Source organism: Psychrobacter cibarius, from assembly GCF_904845955.1.
In the GTDB taxonomy this organism is placed as follows: domain Bacteria; phylum Pseudomonadota; class Gammaproteobacteria; order Pseudomonadales; family Moraxellaceae; genus Psychrobacter; species Psychrobacter cibarius_B.
Genome location: NZ_CAJGYX010000001.1, coordinates 352,717 through 376,603 on the forward strand (window position 1 = coordinate 352,717; position 23,887 = coordinate 376,603).

At 41.2% G+C, this 23,887-nt stretch carries 19 protein-coding genes and 2 pseudogenes; 12 read left to right on the forward strand and 9 right to left on the reverse strand.

Going from position 1 to position 23,887, the window contains the following annotated elements; genetic code table 11:
- The first annotated feature begins 16 nt into the window (after positions 1–16).
- Positions 17–1,717: an AMP-binding protein gene (locus JMV76_RS01355; RefSeq protein ID WP_201501349.1), complete on the forward strand. Its 1,701-nt coding sequence runs from the start codon at positions 17–19 to the stop codon at positions 1,715–1,717.
- A 126-nt stretch (positions 1,718–1,843) separates the two neighbouring features.
- On the opposite strand, the gene JMV76_RS01360 is transcribed toward JMV76_RS01355, so the two are convergent.
- The 5 genes from JMV76_RS01360 to sohB all read right to left on the reverse strand — a co-directional run bounded on the left by JMV76_RS01360 (position 1,844) and on the right by sohB (position 7,655).
- Positions 1,844–2,713 (reverse strand): SDR family oxidoreductase, encoded by an 870-nt coding sequence (locus JMV76_RS01360; protein WP_227690005.1) that lies wholly within the window; start codon positions 2,711–2,713, stop codon positions 1,844–1,846.
- A 198-nt stretch (positions 2,714–2,911) separates the two neighbouring features.
- The gene (locus JMV76_RS01365) at positions 2,912–3,673 is read right to left on the reverse strand and encodes a histidine phosphatase family protein (protein WP_087815269.1); all 762 of its coding nucleotides are present in this window, start codon (positions 3,671–3,673) and stop codon (positions 2,912–2,914) included.
- 68 nt (positions 3,674–3,741) lie between these two features.
- Entirely contained in the window at positions 3,742–5,025 is a 1,284-nt protein-coding gene (locus tag JMV76_RS01370; protein ID WP_201501350.1) for a phosphotransferase family protein, read from the reverse strand.
- Positions 5,026–5,178: 153 nt separating this feature from the next.
- Positions 5,179–6,429 (reverse strand): acyl-CoA dehydrogenase family protein, encoded by a 1,251-nt coding sequence (locus JMV76_RS01375; RefSeq protein ID WP_201501632.1) that lies wholly within the window; start codon positions 6,427–6,429, stop codon positions 5,179–5,181.
- Between the two features lie 245 nt (positions 6,430–6,674).
- The gene (sohB, locus tag JMV76_RS01380) at positions 6,675–7,655 is read right to left on the reverse strand and encodes a protease SohB (protein ID WP_201501351.1); all 981 of its coding nucleotides are present in this window, start codon (positions 7,653–7,655) and stop codon (positions 6,675–6,677) included.
- Positions 7,656–8,023: 368 nt separating this feature from the next.
- On the opposite strand from sohB, the gene aspS reads away from it, so the two are divergent.
- The 11 genes and pseudogenes from aspS to JMV76_RS01435 form a co-directional block, all read left to right on the forward strand.
- Complete coding sequence (gene aspS, locus JMV76_RS01385; protein ID WP_201501633.1) at positions 8,024–9,850, forward strand: aspartate--tRNA ligase; 1,827 nt, start codon at positions 8,024–8,026, stop codon at positions 9,848–9,850.
- A 67-nt stretch (positions 9,851–9,917) separates the two neighbouring features.
- On the forward strand, positions 9,918–10,877 hold the full coding sequence (locus JMV76_RS01390) for a lysophospholipid acyltransferase family protein (protein WP_193011549.1): 960 nt from the start codon (positions 9,918–9,920) through the stop codon (positions 10,875–10,877).
- A gap of 373 nt (positions 10,878–11,250) precedes the next feature.
- The gene (locus JMV76_RS01395) at positions 11,251–11,967 is read left to right on the forward strand and encodes a glycosyltransferase (RefSeq protein ID WP_374190038.1); all 717 of its coding nucleotides are present in this window, start codon (positions 11,251–11,253) and stop codon (positions 11,965–11,967) included.
- 16 nt (positions 11,968–11,983) lie between these two features.
- On the forward strand, positions 11,984–12,985 hold the full coding sequence (locus JMV76_RS01400; protein ID WP_201501353.1) for a Stealth CR1 domain-containing protein: 1,002 nt from the start codon (positions 11,984–11,986) through the stop codon (positions 12,983–12,985).
- Between the two features lie 41 nt (positions 12,986–13,026).
- A complete protein-coding gene (locus JMV76_RS01405) occupies positions 13,027–14,193 on the forward strand; it encodes a nucleotide sugar dehydrogenase (RefSeq protein ID WP_201501354.1) in 1,167 nt (388 codons plus the stop codon).
- Complete coding sequence (locus JMV76_RS01410; RefSeq protein WP_201501355.1) at positions 14,193–15,215, forward strand: NAD-dependent epimerase; 1,023 nt, start codon at positions 14,193–14,195, stop codon at positions 15,213–15,215. The genes JMV76_RS01405 and JMV76_RS01410 overlap by 1 nt, the downstream gene beginning before the upstream one ends.
- 45 nt (positions 15,216–15,260) lie before the next feature.
- A pseudogene (locus JMV76_RS01415) lies at positions 15,261–16,024 on the forward strand (glycosyltransferase family 25 protein).
- Positions 16,025–16,034: 10 nt separating this feature from the next.
- The gene (locus JMV76_RS01420) at positions 16,035–16,808 is read left to right on the forward strand and encodes a glycosyltransferase family 25 protein (protein WP_201501356.1); all 774 of its coding nucleotides are present in this window, start codon (positions 16,035–16,037) and stop codon (positions 16,806–16,808) included.
- A gap of 68 nt (positions 16,809–16,876) precedes the next feature.
- Positions 16,877–17,875 (forward strand): hypothetical protein, encoded by a 999-nt coding sequence (locus JMV76_RS01425; protein ID WP_201501357.1) that lies wholly within the window; start codon positions 16,877–16,879, stop codon positions 17,873–17,875.
- A gap of 101 nt (positions 17,876–17,976) precedes the next feature.
- Positions 17,977–19,142, forward strand: a protein-coding gene (locus tag JMV76_RS01430) for an IS3 family transposase (protein ID WP_201501358.1) whose coding sequence is annotated in 2 segments (ribosomal slippage) — positions 17,977–18,235 and positions 18,235–19,142 — 1,167 coding nt in all. Because the reading frame shifts where the segments join, the coding sequence is not laid out codon by codon here.
- Positions 19,143–19,200: 58 nt separating this feature from the next.
- A pseudogene (locus tag JMV76_RS01435) lies at positions 19,201–19,809 on the forward strand (YrbL family protein); the annotation flags it as partial.
- Between the two features lie 97 nt (positions 19,810–19,906).
- Here the strand turns inward: JMV76_RS01435 and JMV76_RS01440 are convergent.
- From JMV76_RS01440 to pseG, 4 genes are all read right to left on the reverse strand, one after another.
- A complete protein-coding gene (locus JMV76_RS01440) occupies positions 19,907–21,121 on the reverse strand; it encodes an IS256 family transposase (protein WP_201501359.1) in 1,215 nt (404 codons plus the stop codon).
- Between the two features lie 71 nt (positions 21,122–21,192).
- Positions 21,193–22,248, reverse strand: coding sequence for a pseudaminic acid synthase (pseI, locus tag JMV76_RS01445; RefSeq protein WP_201501360.1), 1,056 nt, complete (start codon positions 22,246–22,248; stop codon positions 21,193–21,195).
- A 16-nt stretch (positions 22,249–22,264) separates the two neighbouring features.
- Entirely contained in the window at positions 22,265–22,780 is a 516-nt protein-coding gene (gene pseH, locus JMV76_RS01450; protein WP_227690007.1) for a UDP-4-amino-4,6-dideoxy-N-acetyl-beta-L-altrosamine N-acetyltransferase, read from the reverse strand.
- A complete protein-coding gene (pseG, locus tag JMV76_RS01455) occupies positions 22,773–23,885 on the reverse strand; it encodes a UDP-2,4-diacetamido-2,4,6-trideoxy-beta-L-altropyranose hydrolase (protein WP_201501361.1) in 1,113 nt (370 codons plus the stop codon). The genes pseH and pseG overlap by 8 nt, the downstream gene beginning before the upstream one ends.
- Positions 23,886–23,887: the final 2 nt, after the last annotated feature.

Sequence of the window (23,887 nt, forward strand, 5' to 3'; positions counted from 1 at the left end):
TTTAAGGACGCTAAGTATGACAGTAGATAAACCTTGGCTTGCGCAATATCCAGAAAACGTACCCAAGACTATTAATCCTGATCAATATGAGAGCCTCATAGAGCTATATGAGGAATGTTTCAATCGCTTTCGTATGCACCCCATGACTATTTGCATGGGTGTTACGCATACTTATGGTGACGTGGATAAAGCCTCACTTGCTGTTGCCGCATGGTTACAAGCGCAAGGGATTCCTAAAGGCAGTGTAATCGCATTAATGATGCCAAACGTCCCACAGTATTTGCCAACGATGATTGGTATTTTGCGGGCGGGTTATGTGTGTATCCCTGTGAATCCACTATACACAGGGCGTGAATTACGCCACCAATTAAATGATTCTGGTGCTCAGGTTATTTTTGTAGTCGATAACTTTGCTCAAGCACTCGAACAAGTTATTGAAGAAACCGACATCAAACGTATTGTCCTCTCGAAAATGGGCGATATGATGGGGCTAAAGGGTATTTTGGTTAATACGGTTATCCGTCAGGTCAAACGCTTAGTGCCTAAATATAACCTGAATGACCCTAAATACGATGTGACCAAGTTTCCTGATGTGCTGAAAAAAGGCAAAAACTTGCCTATCCAAGCACCAAAAACCACACTGCAACAAAAAGCAATTTTGCAATATACCGGTGGAACGACTGGTTTGTCGAAAGGCGCTGTTTTGACTCAGCGTAACGTCGTCGCCGCTGCGATGCAGTCAGAAGCTTGGTACCGCCCTATCACCTCAGATATTAATGAGGTCTATATCAATATGGTCATGGCGTTACCGCTGTATCATATTTTTGCCTTTATGCTGACCCTGTTAGGCATGCGCTCAGGTTACACCTTTATCTTGATTCCTAACCCACGCGATATGCCAGGCTTTGTTAAAACGCTGTCAAAACAGCCGTTCCATATATTGCCAGCGGTGAATACTTTGTTTAAAGGCTTACTTGATCAACCAACCTTTAAAGACTTGGACTTTAGCTCACTGCGCATCTCACAAGCAGGTGGTATGGCAGCAACTGAACAAACAGCTGCTCGCTGGTTAGAAGTCACTGGTTGCCCAATGGTCGAAGGTTGGGGTATGACTGAAGGGGTTGCAGCTGGTACCGCTAACGTCATCACTGATCGCAAGTTTAACGGTACGATTGGTATACCAGTCCCTAGCGTAGATATCATTGTCGTTGATGATGAAGGTAATCGTGTCGGCTTACATCAAGCTGGCGAGATGTGCATTAAAGGCCCAAACATCACTTCAGGCTATTTTAATAAAGACAATAGCAATGACTTTACCAGCGATGGTTACTTCCGTACTGGCGATATCATCAGTATGGATGAACGGGGCTATATCACTTTACTTGATCGCAAAAAAGATATGATTTTGGTTTCAGGCTTTAACGTTTTCCCAAATGAAATCGAGTCAGTCATGCTAGATTATAAAGGCATCATTGATTGTGCGGTGATCGGTATTCCTGATGACCACCAAGGCGAAGCAGTCAAAATTTATATCGTCCCTGCTGATAACAATGTTACCAAGAGTGATATTAAAGAATTTGCTTTGGACAATTTGACTGGCTATAAATGCCCACGTCATATCGAATTCGTCAGTGAGTTGCCAAAGAGTAATGTGGGTAAAATATTGCGTCAAAAGCTACGTGAAAAGCATATGTCGGATAATCCTCAAACCCTGTAGTGCATAGATTTTATATTTTTAAAAAGAAGACAATAAAAAACCCTCAACTTTAATGCTGAGGGTTTTTTATTGTCTTCTTTTTGACTTCATTGCTGTTGATACCAAAGCAATGAAGTCAAATAGTTACTAATTGACTTTATTGACCACTTGCAATGGCAAATGCTTCATTGCTTGACCGACAATAGACCACGGTAGACTTGGTACACAAGCTTCATCGACTCCAGCCTCAATCGCTGCAACGATGGATTTGGTGCCCGTATCTGCATCCACTTCAAACGGTAGTGGTTTGGCATTTTCATTAATTTCAGTACGGATATAACCCGGATAAATGGTCGAGACTTTAATAGGCAATTTGGTTAATAACATATCAGCACGAATGCCTTCTGCCAGATGAGCCAGACCTGCCTTACTTGCGCCATAAGCGGTCAAATGCTTAGGCAGTCCACGCATTGCTGACATGCTTGATATCACCACCAGATGACCGCTGTTTTGTGCGCGGAATATATTCATCGCCGCTTCACATTGCGCGAGCGCAGAGACAAAGTTAATTTCAACGGTGCGGCGGTTGGTATCGAAGCGCCCTTTACCAATACGGCGACTATCCCCGACGCCCGCATTGACCACCACACGATCGATATGACCAAAGTCAGTTGCGAACGCACCAAATACATCGAATATGGCATCATAGTCGCTGACATCTAATGCTCGATATTCAACACGAATATCAGGATACGCTGCCATTAACTCTGATTGTAGACTTTCTAGACGATCGGTACGACGCGCGCAAATCGCCAAATTATAGCCAAGCTTAGCAAATAATCTTGCCATACCTTCGCCCAGTCCTGAGCTGGCACCCGTGATTAATGCTGTTTTACCACGACCAATCTGCTGCTTATTTAAACCTTTTAGGTATCGTGCGGGCACAATCGCGCTAAATAGCTGATTTTTACTTTGTTTAGCGCTTTTGGTGACTAAATTGATCAATTTATTTTGCATAGAACGTCCTGTTTACATCCATATTATATGAAGTTGACAGTCTATAATATCGCAAATTGATAAGTGCGGCTTGTCTGTTATAAAAATACACAAAAAGTACTCAACAATTATCATAGCCGATTTTAATAACATAAAAATCGGCTACGTGTTTAGAGTAGCCATTTTATCCTGATGTCCCACCAGCCATCACATGCTATGTTATCGCCACGTCACGAAGCGTTTGCCATCAGCAAATAAGTGACTGTATTCATTTAAAGACAATAGCCGTGTACTCTGCGCTTTTAAAGTAATAGACGTTACGCCCGTATTAACCAAGCTTTTATTAATTTGATACGCAGTCTGACTGCCTTGCTGCAATAACTGCGCGGTAATAGCCGCAATAATGCCGCCCGAAGTAAACACCAGCACCGTACTATCACGCTCTAAATTCAGATTAGCCACTTGCAAACGCACTTGCTCAAGCGCTTGTTTTGCCCGCTCATTAAATTGTGACCAGCTCTCAATATAATCACCGTCATTCTCACCTGCATGCCAGCGCTGCATTGCGGCATCAAACAACTCCGCTAAACGCATAGACGGCACTTCTGCTTGCGCAATCTCAGCCGCAATAGCACCTTTACTCATAAAAGCAGGATTAGACTTTATCAACACGTCCTTATGATTAAATTCATCAAATTGTGGCAGTACATAGCTATCCGGTGCTGCACTCATATCGATCGCAGGCTTACTAGAGATATTACTATCGCTATCAAAAAATGACTGATAACGCTGCCAAAAATGATGTGCAGAGTCTTGCTGCCTAACCAAACTACCAGTAAAAATCGCATCAATTCGACGCTGAGTCGTCGCGTAATGCTGACCTAGCATCTGCGCTTGCTTGCCACCCAGCTCTGAGAGTTGATCGTAATTCTCTTGTCCAAATGACGCTTGACCATGACGGGCCAAAAGTATGGTTGTCATAAAATATTGCCTTATTAATCGCACTCTTATAATTTTTAAAAGCCCTAGATTTTCAATTTTTAATTTGCTTACTCTTCAGCTTTAGGTGCGCTTTGTCCAAAATAGCTCTTTGGCAAAATACCTTTAATAACAGCCTGTATAGGACTTGGCAACTGCTCAATCGTCGCAGCATCAACACCTATATCTTGCAAATGCGGCTGTACTCGGCTAGTAAACAAAATCTCACCTTCATATTGAGCAATTAGTTTAAGACATTTGGCATGTAATACGTGCACAATAATCCAGAAATTTTTAAAGGCGGGATTGGTCGTTTGTTTATGATAGTAGCGATAATAAATTTGCTGAACGATACCCGCTAGACGGAACAGACCAAACACTTCATAAAATGTCCAGTTGTCTATCTTTAGACCTGTCTGCTCAAGATAATAAGCAACCACCTCATCGCGAGTCATCATGCCTTTTAAATGGGTGGGCTGACGGCGTGACTGCTGCATAATGATGTTGTCATCTTCTTCAATCCAATACGCCAATGCGCTGCCCAAATCCATCAAAGGATCGCCCAAGGTCGCCATTTCCCAATCAAGTACGCCGATCACCTTGGTCGGATCTGCTGCATCCAAAATCACATTATCAAAGCGCCAATCGTTATGAATGAGGCAAGTCTTACTGTCAGCAGGCGTATGTTTACCAAGCCATTGTCTTACCAAGGCAAAGCTTGGCACATTGGGCGTTTTGGCTTTGACATAACGCCTGTCCCAACCTGTCACTTGGCGCTCACAGTAACCTTCACCGCGTCCAAGATTGACCAAATCAGGATGCGCTTTATAATCGACTTGATGCAATTCAATCAAAGCGTCGATGACATTGGTACATAATGCACGCGTTTGCTCTTCATTTAAATCGATGCCTTTTGGCAAATTGGCACGAGGAATGATACCTTCCATACGCTCCATGACATAAAAGTCTGCACCGATGACGGACTCATCCGTACATAACGCGACCATTTTAGGTACATAAGGATAAGCATCTTTTAAGGATTTTTGAACCGTATATTCGCGCACCATGTCGTGTGCTGATTTGGCTTTAGTGCCTTTTGGTGGACGGCGTAAAATTAAATCTTGGCTTTTACTTTTACCTTCGCCTTCATATTGCAAACGATAGGTCCAGTTTGATGCACCACCTGAAAATTGAGTAACGGTAGGCTCGCCTTCTATATCGACGCCTTGAGCACGTAGCCATGAGCTGACCGCTTTGGCATCAAGCTCTTCGCCCTCACGAACCTCGCCGCCTTTATCTAAGATTTTATTAGCTACTTCTTTGACGGTAGTGCTGCTTTGATTAGCAGTTGCCATATGACATTCCTTATCGTGTGGTCAATTATGTTTTATCAGTGAGTATAGGGATGAAAATTCACTATTAACGGCGTAATAGTGACTTTCAATGAGAAATTAAGTTAAGCAGATGGTTATTTAAATCAATCTCTATAAGTTTATGAATAAATAAACTTAGGATTTACCAGATTTAGAAGGACGAATAAAACCCTGACGCTTTAATTCTAACTTAGCAATCATGGTTTTATGCACTTCATCAGGACCATCAGCTAAGCGCAGCGCTCGAGCTTGGGCAAAGAATGCAGGCAACATGGTATCTTGGCAAACGCCCATACCACCGTGAATCTGAATCGCCATATCGACCACTTCTTGTAGCACGGTTGGCGCAACCACTTTAATAGCAGAGATTTCAGTCAATGCTGCTTTTGTGCCTTGCGCGTCCATTTTTTGCGCTGCATATAGTGTCAATAAACGCGCTTGGTCAATCTTAATACGCGCCTCAGCGATACGCTCAAAATTACCACCCAGTTGTAATAATGGCTTACCAAAAGCCGTACGCTCCATGCCGCGCTTAACAGCCAGCTCTAGCGACTTTTCGGCAGCGCCAATACAGCGCATGCAATGGTGGATACGACCTGGTCCTAAGCGACCTTGCGCAATCTCAAAGCCCATACCCGCTCCACCAATAAAGTGACTGACTGGCACACGTACATTATCAAAGCTGACTTCACCATGACCGTGCGGCGCATCATAATCGCCAAAGACTTTGAGCATACGCTCGATGTTGACACCCGCTGTCTTTGCTGGGACCAATACCATCGAATGCTGATGATGACGGTCTTTATTCTCATCAGGCGTGTACGCCATCACAATCAAAATATCGACCGCAGGGTCACCCAGACCCGATGACCACCATTTACTGCCATTGATAATAATCTCATCGCCATCAACCACAGCTGTCGCTTGCATATTGGTCGCATCACTGGAGGCGACATCAGGCTCAGTCATACAAAATACCGAACGCGTTCTACCTTCTAAGATTGGCGTTAGCCATTTGTCTTGCTGCTCCTCTGAACCATAGCGCCATAAAAGCTCCATATTGCCGCTATCAGGGGCATTACAGTTAAAGACATAAGGCGCTAATAAACTGCGTCCAGTGAGCTCGGCAATCGGTGCATAATCGGTCACCGACAGCCCTGCCCCTAGCGTGTCATCTGGCAAAAACAAATTCCATAGACCGGCTTCGCGTGCTTGTTTACGCAAACTCTCGTATTTTTCTGGCCATTGCCAATTTTTCCAATTACCGTCTGGGTTTTGCGCATGACAATCCGCCCAAAACTGTGCTTCTATTGGTTCAATATGAGTTTCGATAAATGCTTTGACTTTGGCGTGCATGGTTTGACCATGTTCGGTGGCGGTAAACATCAATGTATTTTCAGACATAGCTGGCATCCTTTTCCTTGCTGATGGTTAATTATTTTCATCACGTTCACATAAAGCTTTTATAAAAAGCCCAATATTAATTTTATAGTGTACGTGCGTATACTCTGTTCTGTATGCCACATTTATAACACAGCATTTATGAATAAACAGCAAAAAGGCGCGACCCGCTAGGACACGCCTTTTACAAAATACAAACAATGCATCTATTTAGAGTGGAAAATTGAAAACTACTTTAGGATATTTAAACGGCTATTAAAATCAAAGCGTGCTAGCGCATCTGGTAGTTTATCAATCGCCATATTCACGGTGGCCTCTGCCGCTTGTGACAATCCCAACTTTTCGGCCAGCGTTGGCTTTTGACGTGAATGCAGCGCATAGACTTCATTGTCTTCCATACGCTCTAAAATATAGCTGTCTGAGGTTTGCAGACTGTCAATTAAATTCAATTTTAGTGCATCTTCGCCATACCAATGCTCGCCTGTTGCCACTTTCGCGACCTCCAATGCCGGACGATACGTGTTCACGAAATGTTTGAACAATTCGTGCGTTTGCTCAAGCCCTTCTTGGTATTTGGCACGGTCGTCAGCATCATTTTCACCAAACATAGTGACAGTACGTTTATAGTCACCAGCGGTAAACATCTCATAATCGACGTCATGATTTTTTAGCCATTTATGAAAGTTTGGCAACTGTGATACCACACCGATTGAGCCAATAATGGCAAAGGGCGCAGCCACTACGTTATCCGCCACACACGCCATCATATAACCGCCACTTGCCGCGACTTTATCGACACAGACTGTCAATTTTAAACCAGCCTCTTTTAGACGTGCCAATTGCGCTGCTGCCAAACCATAACCATGAACCAACCCGCCGCCTGATTCAAGACGTACCACGACTTCATCGCCTTTATTTGCACTGCTGATTAATGTGCTGATTTCTTCGCGTAAATGCTTGACTGCCGTGGCTTTGATATCACCGTCAAAGTCGAGAACGAAAACTTGTGATTTATTATCACTGTTTTTTTTCTTATTTTTGCTTTTTGCTTTCAATGCTTGCTTGGCTTTTTTAGCCATTACTTTTTTGAATTGCTTAAGCGCGGCTTTACCTTGAGTTGCCTCCATTAAATCTTCACGGCGTTGTTCTTGGCTTTTATTTAGATGAACAACTTGTAGCTCAACAGGGTTCTTAGCAGGGTGAAAAAGCATGAGTAGCATTCCTTACATGATTAGAATAATTTTAATAAGATTTTATAAGTGAGCCTGATATGTGCACAGTGGCTGATATTTTCAAGCAAAATGACAATATTTAACCCAATGCAGATGTTACTGAATAAATACACCCATTACTGATACTTTCCTACGCTTTGATTGGACGCCACTGGTTGTATAACAAGGGCAGATTAGGCATAATATGCGTTTACACCAAATTTTCTGTAGCCAACGTGATGACCATTTGTCTTAATCGCGGTGTTTGTGCGTTTTTAGCGGATAGCTTGAATCGTACAGCAATGGCTGCATTATTGTATTTCGAATTGGGCTGACAACTGGATAATTATATTATGACGCAAAGCACTATGACGCATAGCGAATATCGAGACGAATATTGCGGAGCCGTAACCGAAAGCTTCATCGATCAAACCATTAGTATCGTAGGCTGGGTATATCGTCGTCGCGATCACGGTGGCGTGATTTTTTTAGACATGCGTGACCGCGCTGGTATCTTGCAGGTCGTCGTTGACCCTGATACACCAGAAGCCTTTGCAACTGCTGATGCGGTACGTCCTGAATATGTGCTAAAAATCACTGGTCGCGTACGTCAACGCTACGCGGGTACTGAAAACAATAATATGACCAGTGGTCAGATTGAGCTGTTGGGCAAAGAAATTGAAGTATTGGCGAAATCTGAAACACCGCCTTTCCCATTAAATGATGAGAAAACCACGGTATCAGAAGACTTGCGTTTAAAATATCGCTATCTTGATATGCGTCGTCCGCAAATGCAAGAGCGTATGGTTTTCCGTGCTAAAGCCACGTCAGCCATTCGTCGTTACTTAGATGACCATGGTTTCTTAGACGTTGAAACCCCTATCTTGACTCGTGCGACACCAGAAGGCGCGCGCGATTATCTTGTGCCATCACGCACACGCCCAGGTAACTTCTTTGCTTTGCCGCAGTCACCACAGCTGTTTAAACAGTTGTTAATGGTGTCAGGATTTGATCGTTATTATCAAATCGCTAAGTGTTTCCGTGACGAAGACTTACGTGCTGACCGTCAGCCTGAATTTACCCAAGTCGATATTGAGACTTCTTTCTTAAATGAAGAAGAAATCATGAACATCAACGAAGGTTTGATTAAGCATTTATTCAAAACCATGATGGATGTTGAGTTTGAGCAATTCCCACGCATGACTTACGCAGAAGCTATGCGTGACTATGCCTCAGACAAGCCTGACTTACGTATTCCATTAAAGCTCATCGACGTTGCTGATTTAATGAAAGACGTTGATTTTAAAGTATTTGCCGGTCCTGCTAACGATCCTAAAGGTCGCGTTGCTGCGCTACGTATCCCTGGTGGTGCTTCATTAAGCCGTAAGCAAATCGATGCTTATACCAAATTCGTTAGCATTTACGGTGCACGTGGTTTGGCGTATATCAAAGTTAACGATGCGAGCAATATCAACAACGGCGTTGACCAAGAATCTGGTCTTCAGTCTCCTATCATCAAAAATATGACCGATGACGTATTGGTAAGCTTGATTGAGCGTACTGGTGCAGAAAGCAACGATATTATATTCTTTGGTGCGGATAAAGCCAGTGTCGTCAATGACGCAATCGGCGCACTACGCCAAAAAATTGGTCTAGACCTTGAGATGACTACTTGTCAGTGGGCACCACTTTGGGTCACTGATTTCCCAATGTTTGAGCAAACGGACGATGGTCGTTGGACGTCAATGCATCACCCGTTTACTAAACCTAAAGGTTCTGTTGATGAATTGAAAAACAACCCAGAATCTGCCCTCTCTATCGCTTATGATATGGTATTGAACGGTACAGAAGTTGGCGGTGGTAGCTTACGTATCAATACCTACGACATGCAGCAAGCGGTACTTGAAGCGTTAGGTATCGGCGAGCAAGAAGCTGAAGACAAGTTTGGTTTCTTACTTGATGCGTTAAGATTCGGTGCGCCGCCACATGGTGGCTTGGCCTTTGGTTTGGATCGTCTGATTATGCTTATGGTAGGCGCTGACTCTATCCGTGATGTTATCGCTTTCCCAAAAACTAAAACTGCTGAATGTCCACTAACTCGAGCACCTGCTGAAGTCGATAGCAAGCAGCTACGTGATCTTGGTATCCGTGTGCGCGAAAAAGCACAGGCTGACACCAACAAACCTGCGCAATAAATGGTCTAACGATGTCCGGATTTTTTTTTCAGTACTTATTACGTGATTCATCACTATGTGAATGGTTATGAATCCGTATTACATTTTTAAAATCGTGCCATTGTCTGTTTTGCAGATACTGGCACGTTTTGTTGCGTGGGTGATTATTAAGATACCCAATTTGAGTATCATGCGTACAGTCAGTATCAATATGACGTTAATTGCGCCTAAGCTGACTGATGTGCAAAAACAAGTAGTAACCAAAGAGATTATTTATCACCAGTGTTTGACCAGTATTGAATCGATCAAAAGCTGGGCCATGCCACCTGAGTGGAGTATTGCTCAGATTCGCGACGTTCATAATAAAGAAATTTTATTAGAAGGACTTGCGAGTGCCAACGGCATGCTCGCTATCGTGCCGCATCTCGGTACATGGGAGATGATGAACGCTTGGCTCAATCAATTTGGTTCCCCAACCATTATGTACAAACCTGTTAAAGGTGACATTACCAACAACTTTGTGCTACAAGGGCGTTCAAGGCTTAATGCGACCTTAGTGCCAACCGATGGTAGCGGTGTCAAAGCCATATTTAAAACACTTAAACAAGGTGGCTTTAGTATCGTCTTACCCGATCATGTTCCCGACCCTTCGGGCGGCGTGGTTGTGCCCTTTTTTGGTATTAAAACGCTAACCAGTACGCTTGCTTCTAAACTTGCTAGTAAAACCAGATGTGCCTTGGTCGGCTTATCTTGTATTCGCCGTGACGATGGTCGTGGATTTGACATCTATTGTTATAAGCTCGATGATCCAGCACTTTATGATCGTCATGCCGAGACCGCCGCTTATGCACTTAACCAAGCCATGCAACAGATGATTGAAGAAAAATGTAGTCACTATATGTGGGGCTATCGACGTTTCAAACACATTCCCACATTAGGAAATCCTTACAACGTTGATGAAGAAACTTTGGCCAAATTCATTCTTGACAACAAGCGGGCTGATCAAAACGTTCATGATACAACCACGCGCGCTGACAATGAGCAATAACCTTACAATTAGCCAAACGTTTAGAGATATCGTGAATCCTAGCTGTGATAGTATTGGCTGACTTTTGTACCTTTAAACGTTACTAAGGCGTGTTCTCATTTCAATCGATCGTCCTATAAATGGATTAAAGATGGCTAAATTTTGCCAAACAGCGTCAAATAGTCAGTCAATAGCTCAATATTGTCTGCGCTATTTTCTTGTTTGGCGACAATTTATCTCATTTTCATCACTATGTTAAAAATGAGAACACGCCCTAAATATTTTTTATTTATATTAATATGAGTGCATTATGGCAACTGACGTAACCAATACTTCATCGACAGACCACACGCATGCACGCAGTAGCACTGCTGAGCAGCGTTATGTTATCTGTATGAAATGGGGTGACAAATACGGCGCTGAGTACGTCAACCGTCTTTATAATATGGTCAGTCGCCATTTGACTTTAGACTTCCAAATGATCTGCCTCACTGATGATAGCAGCGGTATCGACCCTGCTGTGACTTGCCACCCTATTCCAGAGATGGATTTGCCTACTGGACCTGAGCGTGGTTGGAAAAAACTCACGACTTTCAAACCTGAACTATATGGTCTCAAGGGTGTGGCTTTATTTTTAGATATCGACATTGTTATTGTTGACAACATAGATGCCTTTTTTACCTATCAAGCTCAGCACAAAGACAGCGTGGTGATTATCCGTGATTGGAAAAAACCGTGGCGAATGATTGGTAATAGCTCTGTTTATCGTTTCAATATTGGCATGAACACCTATCCTGATTTGCTCGCAAACTTTGAGCGTAACTTTGCCACCATTCGTACCCAAGTGCGCCATGAGCAGGCTTATCTGTCTAACTATTTACGTGAGCATCATCATTTGGAGTATTGGGATAAAACGTGGTGTGTCAGCTTCAAGTACCAATGCATCGCCCCTATTCCCTTTAACTTTGTGCGCGCACCTACTCTGCCGGATGGCGCAAAGATTGTCATCTTTCATGGTGAGATTAATCCGCCAGATGCCATCAATGGTAGCGGCGGCAAGTGGTATCGTCATGTTAAGCCAAGCCCTTGGCTAAAAGATTATTGGCGATAAACCCATAGGAAATACCATGAAAGCAGATGATGAAAAGCAAATAGATATTGTGATTGCTTGGGTAGATGGTGATGAGCCACTGCTTAAACAAAAAAGAGCGCGTTATCAAAAAACAACCAGCGCGGCATCTGATGCTATCAGTTCAACACGTTTCGCCAGTAACGATGAAATATATAACAATATTGCCTCCATCATAAAATACGTACCTTTCTGTCGACATATCTATATCGTCACCGACCAACAGCAACCGGCACTGATTGAAGCATTTGCTGAACAGAATATTTGTGCAAAAGACAAGATACGTATCATCGATCATAAAGACCTCTTTGCGGGCTATGAGCAGTTTTTACCTACTTTTAACACGCGGTCTATTGAAAGCATGCTATGGAATATCTCAGATCTGTCTGATTATTTTATATACATGAATGATGATTTTTTCTTCAACCAACCTGCTGTTATTACAGATTTTTTAGATGACGACACGATTATCATTCATGGTCATTGGCGCAAGAATGCCATTCTACAAGCCAAACTTCAATATCGAAAGTCTCTACAAAAACTATCGGGCAAAAAAGTTCAACCCAAACATACAATTGCTCAAATGCTCAGCGCTAAAATCTTGGGGATGAATCAGTTTTTTGAAGTGCACCACTATCCCCATATTGTCGATAAGAATATTTTAAAAAACTATCTTTTGCATCACCCTCAGCTATTGATTGAGCAAATTCAATATAAATTTAGAGATGTGGCTCAGGTAAATCCCATTACCTTAATGAATCACCTAAAGATTCAACAAGGACAAGCTTGTCTAAAGCCGCCCGTAGCGATCAACTATCTAAAAAATGAAAATGGTGTTGAGGATTTTTTAGCAGGTTTGCAAAAAAAATCTGTCAAATATGGCTGCATACAAAGCTTAGACTTGCTGGACTCTGACTCCCGTAACAATATTACCGAGGCGATGATTCAGAAGTTTTCCCAGCATCTGCCATCATCGTTATTGCTAAATCCCACTAAATAAAATCAATCTTATAATAATAAAAATATAACCTTGGAATTTTTATGAAAATAACAGTAGTAGGTACAGGCTATGTCGGCTTATCCAATGCTATGTTACTTGCCCAGCACAATAAAGTAATCGCTGTCGATGTCATAGCAAAAAGAGTCGAGAGGTTGAATGCCAAGCAATCTCCTATTGTAGATCCAGATATTGAAGATTTTTTACTCAACAAACCCATCGATTTCACAGCCACTTTAGATGCCAAAGCCGCTTACAAAGACGCAGATTTTATTATTGTTGCTACCCCTACGGATTACGACTCAAAGACCAACTATTTCAATACCCAAAGTGTTGAAAGCGTCATTGGAGAGGTCCTGAGTGTTAATAAAAATGCGCTAATCGTTATAAAATCAACAGTGCCCGTCGGCTATACCAATGACATTAGAAAACGATTTTTGACAGATAATATCATTTTTTCGCCTGAATTTTTACGCGAAGGCAAAGCGCTATACGACAATCTTTACCCTTCGAGAATTATTGTCGGTGAGCAGTCGGAACGAGCTAGACAATTTGCAGATTTGCTTTTGGAAGGTGCGATAAAGAAAGATGTTCCTCAGCTATTTACTGAATCTACTGAAGCTGAGGCCATTAAATTATTTTCTAATACTTATTTAGCGATGCGTGTTGCCTATTTTAATGAGCTGGATACGTATGCCCAGACTTTTGGGTTAGATACCAAGCAAATTATTGAAGGCGTAGGATTAGACCCGCGTATCGGCAATCATTACAACAATCCATCGTTTGGCTATGGTGGCTATTGTTTGCCTAAAGACACCAAACAGCTATTGGCAAATTATGATGAAGTTCCGAGCAACCTTATCAGAGCCATCGTTGACTCTAATAGTACTCGTAAAGATTTTATTGCTGATAAAATCATTGAAAAGCAACCAAAAGTCGTTGGTATCCATCGGCTAGTGATGAAAAGTGGTTCGGACAATTTCAGAGCGTCTGCTATTCAAGGCATTATGAAGCGTATCAAAGCAAAAGGTATCGAAGTGGTTGTCTATGAACCCGTGTTAAAAGAAGAAGAGTTTTTTAACTCAAAAGTCATTAAGGATTTGGACGCATTCAAAGCCATGAGCGATATTATCGTGGCAAACCGCTTATCTGCAGACATACAAGACGTGTCGCATAAAGTGTTTACTAGAGATTTATTTGGGAGCGATTAATGAAAATTTTAGTGACTGGTGCTGCAGGTTTTATTGGCTTTCATTTAATTAGAGCATTACTAAGCGATAATCACTTTATCGTCGGTATTGACAATCTAAACGCTTACTATGAGGTTGCGTTAAAAAAAGACCGCCTCAAAATACTAAGCGAATATTCAAATAAAGATAGTTTTAGATTTATCACCTTAGATCTGGCTGACCGTGAAGCCATGGTCCATTTGTTTGCAGAACATAGCTTTGATATTGTGATCAATCTCGGCGCTCAAGCGGGCGTACGCTATTCTATTGAAAAGCCTCACGAATATATTGACTCCAATGTGGTTGGATTTTTGAACGTCCTTGAAGGCTGTCGACATACTCAGGTAAAACATTTGGTATACGCCAGCTCTAGCTCTGTATACGGTATGAATATCAAACAGCCTTTTAGCACTGGAGATCGTGTAGATTATCCCATCAGCTTATATGCTGCGACCAAAAAATCTAACGAATTAATGGCACATACTTATAGTCATTTATACAACATCCCCACGACAGGGTTGCGATTTTTTACGGTCTATGGCCCTTATGGTCGCCCTGATATGGCCTACTTTTCATTCACCAAAAAAATATTAGCAGGCGAGCAGATAGATGTCTATAACAATGGTGAGATGCAACGTGATTTCACCTACATTGATGATATTGTCGAAGGCATCACTCGTATTATTGATAAAATTCCAGAACCACAACAATCTTTTGCGACCACAGCGATAGCGCCTTACCAAATCTATAATATCGGTAATAACCAACCCGTAACGCTGCGACGCTTTATTACTGCGATTGAAAGTGCATGCGGTAAAAAAGCAAAAGAAAACTTGTTGCCCATGCAGCCAGGTGACGTCCCAGCGACTTATGCCGACATAGACGAGCTAACAGCCGACATTGGCTTTAGACCCGAAACCAGTATCGAAGATGGCATCTTGAAATTTGTAAATTGGTACAGAGCCTATTATTTAGAAGAACCAAAAGAATCACAGCAAGCATAAAACTCGATAAGTCGTAGAATAGATATAGCAAGGAAGAGTCAACCTATGAAGACATTGACATATTTGATTAATTTAGATGGAAGCGATACGCGTCTAGAGAGCGCAACTCAGCAGTTAGAGCAGATAGGCTGGCCGTTTGAGAGGATACCTGCCTATGATGGTCGCGGCAAAGAGCTGTCTGATTTTGTAGATTATGATGATTTTCAAGTCAGAAAAAATCTAGGACGTGGCTTATTAAGTTCCGAAATCGGCTGCTATCTAAGTCATTACAACTGCGCTGAACAATTTTTGCAGACGGATGCTGACTTTTTGGTGGTACTAGAAGATGATATGACCTTGTCTACCAGCTTCAAGACAATAGTCAATGAAACCCTAGCGTTTTTATATGCTCATCCAACGTTGGACTGGTACTTGATAAATCCTGCAGCAAAAAAGAAAAAGCTTGCTCGGGATATCGTTAGCTTTGATAAACATACATTATGGCACGCCTATTATTTCCCTATTCGTGGTCTTGGCCTCATTTGGTCACGTAAGGGTGCTGAAGCATTTATAGCAGCCGCCAAACCATCTCTATGCCCGTTGATATCTTTTTCCAACAATGGCTGAGTGACAATGGGAAAGGTTTGGGGGTTTGGCCTGCATTGGTACAGCCCTTGGGACTTGACAGCGATATCTTAGGAACCGAAGCTTCGCAAAACATAAAACGCAAAGACAAAGAAAATCGAGACTTGTCCTATAATATAAAAAAACGGAAAAGAATGTGGCAAAATAAAACCACAGCTGTTGCCAACTTATACCTAAACAAGTAGTTTATATTTTATGAAAAATATCGTAATAAGTTTAGAATCTGCGGTAGAGCGCAGAAAGCATATAAACGAAGAGTTTGGTAAATATAAAGTAGATTTTGAGTTCTTTGATGCGTTAACTCCAGATACAGCCAAAGATTTTGCCAACAATTTAGGTTTAAACCTTAAAGATGCTAAGTTAACTCCAGGTGAACTAGCTTGTATGATGAGTCATGTAGCTATCTGGAAAAAGACGATTGACGAAAACATCCCTTACGTTACTATCTTTGAAGATGATATCTATCTAGGTGAAGACGCTGAAGAATTACTGAACAGATCTACTTGGATTAAGTCTGAGTGGAATATTATTAAGATTGAAACTGTTCTTAAAAAAATTATCTATGCTAAGAAATCTTATAACATACAGGGAGTAACAAGACAGTTGCACCAATTAAAAAGTAAACACTTAGGTACTGGTGGCTATATACTCTCTCTGAAAGGATCTCACACTTTTTTTAATTATATAAATAAAACAATTTTACGCCCCTTAGATGAACTAATTTTCGAAGAGTTTATACTAAATTATGATGAGCCGATATACCAAATGAAGCCCGCTTTGTGCATACAGGAGATAATTTTAGCTGGCCCAGAAGCAGACTTATTATTACCAAGCTTACTCATCAATGAACGTAAAGATAGAATGAAAGCTAATAAAACAACAGGGTTCAATAAAGTACGTAGGGAGTTAAAGAGAGTTGCTCAGCAAACGAAAAAAGCATTATTAGCTAAAGAGATAGCTTTTAAATAATTTCATACCTTTAAATAATGCATATAAATTTACAGCTTGAACTCATTTACTGTCTTACAGGGTAATATATGTCAATTATAAACAGCTCTATAGAAAATCTAAAAAAAGTTAAATATGGCTTTCGCGGTGGTTGGCAATCTATAAAAGATATTAACCCCCGATCGGGACTTAGTATTTTTGATTATACGGAGCTAATGAAACCCTTAGACTTCTATCCTTTTGTACCCCATAAAGAAAATAATTTATATGGAAATGGAAGTGTCATCCAAGCTAGTTTCCCACATTTAGATTTTAGTGAGACTACAATTGAACATGGCTTGTATATTGGTAGTCTTGTTCCCTCACGCCATCTTAAAAGTCGATTTAAGAATATCATTACTTTTTCAGAGTATAGAAAAAAATTTATTGGCGCTAAGACAGAGCAAAATATCATTGCTGTTGGTCCCTACATTAACTATACAAAGTCTCTCTATGACTCTGAAAAGCTACTGTCAGAGAAAGATAAATTGGGAAAAACTTTGGTTGTTTTCCCTTCCCATTCTATTGATAGTGTATATGCTAATCACAATATTACAGAGTTCATTAAGTACATTGAAATTTTTAAGGAAAAATATCGTTTTAACTCAATCTTAGTCTGCATGTACTGGAAAGATATTGAATTGAATAACCATAAGGAATATGAGCTATCAGGCTTTAGAATTGTAACTGCTGGGCATTCTTATGATGCTAACTTTCTTTCGAGATTAAAAACCATACTGCTAATTTCGGATGCTGTGTTAACTAATTCTGTAGGCACTCATGTTGGCTACTCTGTATCATTAAATAGGCCTATTCAAATCTGGAATGGTAGCAAACTAGAATACTTACCTATTCTAGGGCAGGAAGATGAAGCTAAAAAAGAGCTGAGTCAACGGCAAGGAGATGATTTAAATACACACTTAAATGATATTGAACATATCAAAACCATGTTTTTTGAGTTTGATGAAAGCATCTCCACCCCACAGCTTGAATGCGTAGAGTACTATTGGGGCAGCTCACCTTCTTATTTATTAGAAGCTTTTAAGTGACTAAAAGGAATTGGACATATGTATTCTATTAAAGACTGAGCTATGCTGAAGAAACCGTAGAGATAAACTTGGTAAACTAAGCGTATTAATCGGAGTTTACCATGACCAAGAAAATAAGAACCTACAGTAACGAATTTAAAGCCGAAGCTGTTAAAAAGATCACAGACAACAACGGCAATATTTCAGCAACTGCAAAGCAGCTTGGCATCGCCATGCAAACCTTATCGAATTGGAACAACAAAGCTAATCAAGGCAAGCTTGTAGGCACTGAGCAGTATGATCCACAGCTTATAGCTGTTCTAGAAGATAACAAGCGCCTCAAACGACAGCTTAAAGTTGCCGAAGAGGAGCGAGAGATATTAAAAAAGGCGACGGCGTACTTCGCCAAGCACAGCTAGTCAGGTACGCCTTTATTAAAGACAATCAGCAGATATTTAGCATCACCACTATGTGCTATGTGTTAAGCGTCAAACCATCAAGTTATTACGACTGGAGTAGTCGCGATATCAGCGAGCAGCAGATACACCGCAACCATTGTGAGCTACTAGTTAAAGCCGCTCACAGTGAAAGTAAAGAACGTTATGGTTATGAGCGTTTGCATGCAACGCTCACCGAGCAAGGCCATGACATTAGCCTATACATGGTTAGAAGCATTAAAGAGGAACATGGCATCAAATGCCGTCGCCACAAGCGCTTTAAAATTACGACAGACTCTAATCACAATAAGCTGGTCTATCCAAACGTACTGGATCAGAAGTTTGATGCCAGTCGCCCTAACCAAGCGTGGGTCAGTGACATCACCTATATCTGGACAAATGAGGGCTGGCTGTACTTGGCAGGCGTTAAAGACTTATACACCAAAGAGCTGGTCGGCTATGCCATTAACAAACGTATGACCGCTGATCTAGTATGCCGTGCACTCAATATGGCAATCAAAAATAAACGTCCAAGCCAAGGATTGATTGTGCACTCTGACAGAGGCAGCCAGTATTGCAGTCATGCCTATCACAAAATCATCAATCAGCATCATTTTAAAGGCTCAATGAGTGGTAAAGGTAATTGCTTTGACAACGCTCCGATAGAAAGCTTCTGGGGCACATTAAAGCATGAGCTGGTGTATCACCAAGACTATAAAACAAGGTTTGTAGCGATCAGCGATATCATTGGCTATATTGAGTTGTATTATAATCAGACTAGGATTCAAAAGGGCTTGGGCTATAAAACGCCAAGACAGGTGTGGTTTGACTTTTATTGTCAGGCTGCGTAATTAAAATCTCCCAAGTTTAACTGTACGGATTTGACGGCAGGGGTCAGACTTAAATCTTTTAGGCAAAGGAACTCAAAAACTTGTCTTTGAACATATTGAAAGTCCTGATAAAGTAATTAAGATAATGAGACCCGAGAACGCCACCGCAGATGGTGCTAGAGTTGGTCAACACTACTTACGAGCACATAGATCACAGGGCATTTACAGACAGTTCCGTAGAGAATTAATCCAATATTTGCAACTATGCAAAACCAATTTTTATGAGAAAAACTACACCTTCCCCATTGAGACTGTACATGGCTTTGTAGGTACAGACTGGGGGTTAGGCCTAGTAACAGAAAAAATTATCAGTCCATCAGGCTCTCCTAAGACTTTATCCTACTTATCTAGCCATGATGAGTTTACATCAAAACATGCCAAAGCCTTGGATCAATTTTTTGATGAATGTTGTCATCTTCATATCGTTTTTGGAGAAGTTAATATTGCTGGCATAATGTACACTGAAAATAGAAGAGGTAGGCCTGAGTTCGTTCTCATTGATGGTATTGGAGATAAGCTAATAATACCCTCTAGATCTATGAGTAAAACTATTAACACTAGAAATGTTAGAAAAGTCGAGCGTAAAATAAAGTCTAAAATCCCATTTTATAATGATCCATCTCTCTAATAGAAGAAAAGCTCTATTAAGTAAATCCAAATAATTAAGATAAAAGCTCATTCTTAATATATTTACGAGACCATCCCAGATTCTGTGTAACTGCCATTTAGATTAAATGCTTACTAATACGGTCATCAAACATAATCATAAAGCGATTCAGAGCAGACGTCCAGTTACGGATTGGCATCGACCACTTTTTGGATGCCTGCTGGTTGGCTAAGTACACCACTTTGAATGCTGCCTGATCAGAGGGGAACACCTTACGCTTATTCACCGCCGTCCGAATCACGCTGTTTAGCGACTCAATAGCATTGGTGGTATATATGACTTTTCTGATGTCTTTAGGGTAATTAAAGAACACCGTTAAGCCCTCCCAGTTATTGCGCCAAGACTTAACCACGTGCGGGTATTTCTCGCCCCACACCTCATCAAAGTGCTCAAGATTGGCCTCTGCCATCTCAAGGGTATCAGCGCCGTAAATGGCCTTTAAATCAGCCGCTACGGCCTTCTTATCCGTCCACGGTACGAACTTCATTGAGTAACGCACCATGTGTACGATACACAGCTGAACCTGAGCGTTGGGATAAACGGTATTGATGGCATCAGGGAAGCCCTTTAAACCATCGACACAGGCAATGAGGATATCTTGCACCCCGCGGTTTTGCAGTTCAGTGAGAACCCCTAGCCAGAACTTAGCGCCTTCATTCTCTGATAGCCACATACCAAGCAGCTCTTTTTTACCATTAAGTCCCACACCTAGTGCCAGATAGATAGCCTTGTTGATAATCTGTTTATCTTGGCGTACTTTAACGACAATACAGTCCAAATAGACGATAGGATAAACACTGCTCAGCGGTCTGTTCTGCCAAGCGGTGATGTCCTCTAATATGTTATCGGTGACTCTTGAGACAAGAGAGCTTGAGATGTCGACATCGTAGAGCTCTTTAATGCTCTCTACAATCTCGGTGGTGGTTTGACCCTTGGCGTAAAGGAATATGATCTTGTCATCAAGGCCACTAATACGGGTTTGATGCTTGCGCACGAGTGTAGGTTCAAAGTCACCATGACGGTCTCTTGGGGTGGAGATCTCAAGATCGCCTGTGTCACTGCGGACGGGCTTTTTAGTATGCCCATTGCGTTTATTTGGCTTATCTGCTTTCTCATGCTTAGGGTAGCCAAGATGGTCTTCCATCTCAGCTTCCAAGGCAGTATCGATAAAAGATTGCATGAGCTGCTTTTGAAAGTCTTTGATGTCATCGAAGCTTTTCATGCTACCAGCCATTTGCTCAGCCAGTTTCTTGATGTCAGTTTGGTTAGTCATTGCTTATTCTCCGGTTAGTGGATTATAAGCAGTTACACAGTTTTTAGGAAAGGCTCATATTTACATATTAGTTATCGAAAGCTTGTCAAACTAACAGGTGTGTTCTTCCTTATATTCTCTATAACCACCTTCCCAACAATCTTATCATAGAACTTAGGAGCAAGACCGAAACCAGGGCGTACACTGCGTATAGCATCTCCAGTAATGATATCACCCGCTTTTAAATCTTTTACAAAGTACAATGAGCGACGGAATTTCACGTTTGCTTGCTCACTACGTTTACGGCCATAGTTGACTGAACCAAATGCTTGCCAAGCTGTTTTACTATCACGACATAAAGCAACTAAATCCTCAGGCTCAAGTGAGAAACTATCGTCAGGACCACCGCCGTTACGATCTAAAGTAAAATGCTTTTCAATAATTGAAGCACCTAACGCCACACTAGTAATTGCCGTTGTGTTGTCAATGGTGTGATCGGACAAACCCGTTACTAACCCGAAACGCTCTCTCATGTCTAAGAGAGTACGCAGATTATAATCTCCCGCGGGAGCAGGATAACCACTAACACAGTGTAAGATAGCCAATTCTTTACAGCCCCCCGATCGTGCGGCATCAATTGCTTCTTGTATCTCTTTGTCATCGGCCATACCAGTCGATATAATCATTGGTTTACCAGTACTTGCCACATATCGAATTAAGGGTAAGTCAATAGCTTCAAAAGAGGCAATTTTATATGCTGGAGCATTCAAGTCTTCTAACAGATCTACAGCTGTATTATCAAAAGGCGAGCTAAACATAGTAATATCTAATTCACGAGCATATTCAAATAAAGGCTTATGCCATTCCCATGGCATATGAGCTTTCTCATAAAGGCTATATAGAGTCTCGCCGTCCCATAACCCACCATGAATTTTGAAATCTTCAGAATCACTGTCTAATGTGATGGTGTCAGCAGTATAAGTTTGTAATTTTATCGCATCAGCACCTGAGGTTTTGGCCTGATTGATAATTTCTAAAGCAGTATCAAAGCTGCCATTATGATTAGCAGAGAGCTCTGCAATGATATAAGGGGCAGCATCAGTTGCGATCCTACGTCCTGCAATATTTATACTAGGGATATTAGACATAATTTAATTCTCATTATTAATTAATTATTAGATAATACTCGTGGGCAAGTAAACCAAAGCAAATAACATCATAATATTTTTTACCATCGAAGTGATGTTGCTCTAGGATACCCTCTTCTTTAAAACCTAATCGTTTATGAAATTTCCTAGAAGCTTCATTAAAGTCTAAGGCTTGTCCACAGAGCTTATGAAGACGTAATATATTAAAAGCATAGTCTAAAGCTTGTGCACCAAGCTTCGACCCTGTTCCTTTGGGAGCATCTGGTGAAGTATAGAATCCCCAATCGGCAATACCACGTTGAGCGGTTCGATGAATATTTACAAAACCTAGAGGTTCATTATCTAATTCAAAGATTAAAAGGCTATAGCTACTATCTTTAGAAACCTTATTAAACCAATTTGTGTGCTCAGTTAAGGAAATCTCATGCTGGGTATACATATATCTACGAATATCAATATGGTTTCTCCAACTAATCACCAATGCTAGGTCAGACGACTGCATAGGCCGTAGTTTCAACTGAGATTTATTCATTATGGAAGCTCTTAATCTGTTCTATAACCGTATATACACCCCTACCATCTAGCACATCTGCGCTAGACTGACTCATTGCTTTTAGTTTATCTGGCGTTTTTATAAACTCACATAGATATTCATTGATAACTTGAGCAAGGTTATGATCGTTTAACACAATTTTTACTGCATTTATAGAGCGTAAATTATTTGCAATATCCATTTGATTATCCGCGATAACTAACATAATAGTAGGTAAGCCTAAGCAGCATCTCTCCCAGGATGTTGATCCAGCAGCACCAATGGCTAAGTCGCTGTTAGCCATGAGCTCAGCCATATTAGAAACGCCAGTTTTAACTTCAGTATACCAAGGCAGTTGATTAGCTTTAGTTGTCACAGCATCTAACCATGGAGAGGTAGAGCCCATAACCACCGTAACTTTACATGATTTAGGTAAAGGTGCTTTTTTCAATAATTCCAATATATGTGAGGTTATATTATCCTTATCTACACCACCTAAGTTGATTAAGACGTGTTGTAAACTATTATCTTTTCTACGCTCTAAACTATACTGACGCCATTTAGAAAACTCTGGGCGTAGTAGCGCATAGGTAGTTCCACATAAAATTTCGCAGTGATTAGGAGCTAAGTTATGATAGTCTTGCTCATCACGACCAAATGTTTGATCAATTAATACTTCGCAATCATGCTTTCTATCTGCCAAATCGTCAATCACTAGAATATTATTGTAATGAGGTCTAAGCTTTTTCTCCCAATAACTATCTAGGGCGTAGTGGTCAATAACCAGCCATTCCGGTTGTAATGTTTTAATGATCTCTTTGGTTTGCCTGGCATCTTCCTCTTGAGTAGATCCTAACCATTTAGAGTGGAATAGCACCGGCTCGTTATCGTTTTTTTTATTAAAGATATCCTGACTTTCTACCTCAAGCTTATAAGTGTCATAACCTTTTTGAGCGATAAGCTTTATCAGGTGACCCTCATGCTCACGACATATAAAATGGCACTTAGCACCCTGATGCGCTAACTCATCAGCAAGGGTTAAGCAACGCATAACGTGGCCAGTACCTATTTGAATAGAGGCGTCACAGCGGAAGACTATATTCATAT